The sequence below is a fragment of the Streptococcus danieliae genome (assembly GCF_025447695.1).
In the GTDB taxonomy this organism is placed as follows: domain Bacteria; phylum Bacillota; class Bacilli; order Lactobacillales; family Streptococcaceae; genus Streptococcus; species Streptococcus danieliae.
Genome location: NZ_JAOBSU010000136.1, coordinates 1 through 3,593, shown reverse-complemented (window position 1 = coordinate 3,593; position 3,593 = coordinate 1). Strand labels below are relative to the sequence as shown.

At 42.4% G+C, this 3,593-nt stretch carries 4 protein-coding genes; 1 reads left to right on the top strand and 3 read right to left on the bottom strand.

Annotated elements, in window-relative coordinates; genetic code table 11:
* The first annotated feature begins 158 nt into the window (after window positions 1–158).
* On the top strand, window positions 159–461 hold the full coding sequence (locus tag N4310_RS07940; RefSeq protein ID WP_262092749.1) for a hypothetical protein: 303 nt from the start codon (window positions 159–161) through the stop codon (window positions 459–461).
* A 309-nt stretch (window positions 462–770) separates the two neighbouring features.
* Here the strand turns inward: N4310_RS07940 and N4310_RS07935 are convergent, their stop codons facing one another.
* The 3 genes from N4310_RS07935 to N4310_RS07925 form a co-directional block, all read right to left on the bottom strand.
* Window positions 771–989 (bottom strand): capsule biosynthesis transcriptional regulator, encoded by a 219-nt coding sequence (locus N4310_RS07935; RefSeq protein ID WP_160332439.1) that lies wholly within the window; start codon window positions 987–989, stop codon window positions 771–773.
* Window positions 990–1,280: 291 nt separating this feature from the next.
* Complete coding sequence (locus tag N4310_RS07930) at window positions 1,281–2,951, bottom strand: DAK2 domain-containing protein (protein WP_262092748.1); 1,671 nt, start codon at window positions 2,949–2,951, stop codon at window positions 1,281–1,283.
* Window positions 2,952–2,953: 2 nt separating this feature from the next.
* Window positions 2,954–3,319 carry an Asp23/Gls24 family envelope stress response protein gene (locus N4310_RS07925; protein ID WP_179924299.1) on the bottom strand — a complete coding sequence of 122 codons (366 nt, stop codon included), beginning with the start codon at window positions 3,317–3,319 and terminating at the stop codon, window positions 2,954–2,956.
* Between the last annotated feature and the right edge of the window lie 274 nt (window positions 3,320–3,593).

Genomic DNA, 3,593 nt, shown 5'->3' with positions numbered 1-3,593 from the left:
ACACGTTTTCTAAAATCAATTCCGTATGCCATAAGACAAGTATATCATATACGGTTTATAAGCTAAACGACTATATTCTTCCAACTTACGCATATGCAAGCACCTCTATCCCTAACCTTGAAACTGGATTTTAGGAAGTATAACAAAAAGATCAACCTATGTCAGATGGTTGTGAGGAAATTGTTTTCACCAAGGAGAAATTTACGGACTCCTTGCAAAAAACAACCTTGCTTCATCTGACAACTGGATTCATCCGTCCCTGTCAAGGAAGGGATCAAACCCTAGCCAATCTGACGGTTGAAACTCTGATTGAAGTAGCGGCTCTACAGCTGTATCTAGGAGCCGAAATCAAGTTCCGCTATACAGGACTCCAATTGCAGGTTCAAGGGCTAGAAGAGCCTATTTCAGCGCTCCTACAGCTCCTAAGATTAGCCATCGGTTTGACCATCCCAACCGATTAAACCTCCTCATCTTGGATGAAATCATTAATGAGCTAGGGAATGCGACAGATTCAAAAAGCGAAACTAGAGACCAAACTAGTCAGCTCTCTTTCTGGCTAGTCAAGTCGACACTCTATTCCCTCCTCTACTGAATCTTCCAACGCCCTGGCTTCAAATAAGCAAAAACAGCCCCAAGAGGGCTGTTTTTGCTAGGGATACCAGTTTCATCCTGGAGGAAGAAAAATCTAAAACTCTTTTTCGAGTAACAAAAAATCAGCTAGAAAAAAAGGGTATCCTAATTCTTTTCTAACCGATTTTAGCTAGGAATGACTACGCATCTTCGAACTTTTCGTGATTCTTGTCGTAGTAATCAATTAAGCCCAATGCAGTCTCAAAAGAAATATTCTTTACTTGTGCACGGCCTTGAGCTAGAGCAATAATAGACATTTCGCGGGCGTTGGTTTCTTTTGAAATGCGATAACCCGTGATCTTTTTATCACGTACCCAGCCTACTACTGTCTCTACTTTTTCAAAGTTAGACTTAGACATGTTATCCTCCCTATTTTATTATCTCCAGACATTTATTGTAAATCATTTTAGACAGCTTGTCAATTAAATTTCAAACAATTCCCAGCAGATTCAAGTAAGCTGTCGTATTTATTCAATTTTTTGAAACAAACACTTGAAAACAAAAGCTAAACTATTTTTATAGATAGATCCTGATAAACTGCTAGCCATCTTTGTACATCCCTATTATATCAAAGTCAGCTTATTTATTAAAGTAAAAAACTCATTAAAAATGGGAAAACCTCGAAAAGAGATCTTTTCGAGGCATACCCTTTATTCAGCTGAGAAAAGATAAGGATAAACTGGCTGATCACCTGGGAAAATTTCAACTTCCAAGTCTTCAAACTGGCCTTCCAATTTCTCTTGCAGTTGCTCCGCAAATTCTTCAGATCCTTCTTCTCCAACATAAATGCTAAAGATTTCCTTGTCAGCTAAATCCATCTTCGCAAACATGAGATCTAAAGCAGTTTCAAGGTCTGCATCAGAAGCTACAATTTTTCCTTCCACCATCGCTAGGAAGTCGTTTTCACGGATTTCCAAGCCATCAATGGTCGTATTTCGAACCGCATGGGTAACAGAGCCTGAGACGACCTCTGCTAGCGACTCTGTCATCCGCTCCTGGTTTTCCTCCAAACTCCGGCTTGGATCAAAGGCAAGAAGGCTAGTCAAGCCTTGAGGGGCTGTCCGGCTTTCCACAACTGCTGCGGCTTCCTCAACAACTTCTGCAGCCGATTGTGCCGCCATGAAAATATTCTTGTTGTTAGGGAGAAGAATCACCTGGTCGGCATTGACTTCTTCAATGGCTTTGACGAAGTCTTCTGTCGACGGGTTCATGGTCTGACCGCCTTCGATAACATAATCTGCTCCTGATGCTCGGAAAATCTCTGCCATTCCTTGACCTGCCACGACTGCAACAATGGCATACTCCTTGCGAGGAACTTTACTGTCTGTAGCTTGGGAGCTTTCCTTTTCAATCTGGGCTTCGTGCTGGTTGCGCATATTGTCAACTTTTACTTTAACCAAAGAACCATATTTAAGACCTTCTTGCATAACTAAACCTGGATCTTCTGTATGCACGTGAACTTTGACAATCTCATCGTCATTTACAACAAGAAGCGAATCTCCGAGGTCATTTAGATAATTGCGGAATTCTTCGTACTCAAAGTCTTGAACATAGGTTGGACCTTGCTTGAGGGCCACCATGATCTCTGTACAGTAACCGAAGGTGATATCTTCCGTCGCAACATGGCCAGCAACAGATTTATGGTGCTCGGCATTGATCATCTCACCCATCATCGCTGGTGTGACCTTAAAGTCCTCAGAAGCCATATAGTCACCGTTGAGGGCAGACAAAAAGCCTTCGTAGATAAAGACAAGTCCCTGGCCACCAGAGTCCACAACACCCACTTCTTTCAAAACAGGCAGTAGATCAGGTGTCTTAGCCAAGGCAGCCTTTGCCCCTTCAAGAGCAGCTTCCATAACCTCCACAGCGTCGTTACTGCTTTCAGCCTTCTTAACCGCTCCAATCGCAGCTCCACGAGAAACCGTAAGGATAGTTCCTTCAACAGGCTTCATAACGGCCTTATAAGCAACTTCAACACCGGACTGGAAGGCATGAGCCAAGGCAGCTCCATCCAATTCCTCTAGATCTTTCACACCTTGAGAGAAACCACGGAATAATTGTGAAGTGATGACTCCTGAGTTTCCACGGGCACCCATCAAGAGCCCCTTGGCAAAAATGTTAGCTACTTCAGCTACTGTCTGAGCTGGCTTATCCGCCACCTCCTTGGCACCATTTTCAATGGTCATTCCCATATTGGTCCCTGTATCACCATCTGGAACAGGGAAGACATTCAATGAGTTCACATATTCAGCTTGATTGGTCAAACGAGTGGCAGCTGCCTGGACCATTTCTTGGAATAAACTGGTTGTAATATTGGCCACGACTACTCTCCTACAATTTTAATATTTTGAATATAAACATTAACGGCTTTAGCAGTAATGCCGAGTTGATTTTCCAGACTAAAGGTCACGCGTTCTTGAATATTACGTGAAACCTCACTAATCTTGGTTCCATAACTGAGGACTGTATACACATCAACTTCGATATCACCTGCCTCATTGCTCCGAACCACAACTCCCTTGGAGTAGTTTTCCCGACCTAGAAGGGCCTGGAAATTGTCTTTAATGGCATTTTTACTCGCCATTCCAACCACACCAAAAATCTCCGTCGCTGCACCACCAACAATGGTCGCAATGACATCATCGGTCAATTCAATCTGACCATCACGGGTATTGATTTTTACTGTCATCTCATTCCACCTCAATTTATTTATAGCCTATTTTACCATGAAACCAAGAGAATAAAAACATAAAAGCAGAAAACACGGCTAAATTAAGAAGCTATCGGATGAGAACTACACTGATTTTTACTCATGAATTCGTGGGAATCACCAACGTTTTCAGCCAAATTTGCTGTATCCATCTATATAGTCATTTGAAACAAGAACACCCGAGTTTATCAGTTTAAAAAAGACAAAGGATAGCTAACCCCTTGTGTACCAAGGAGTTTGGCCATCCTTTTTG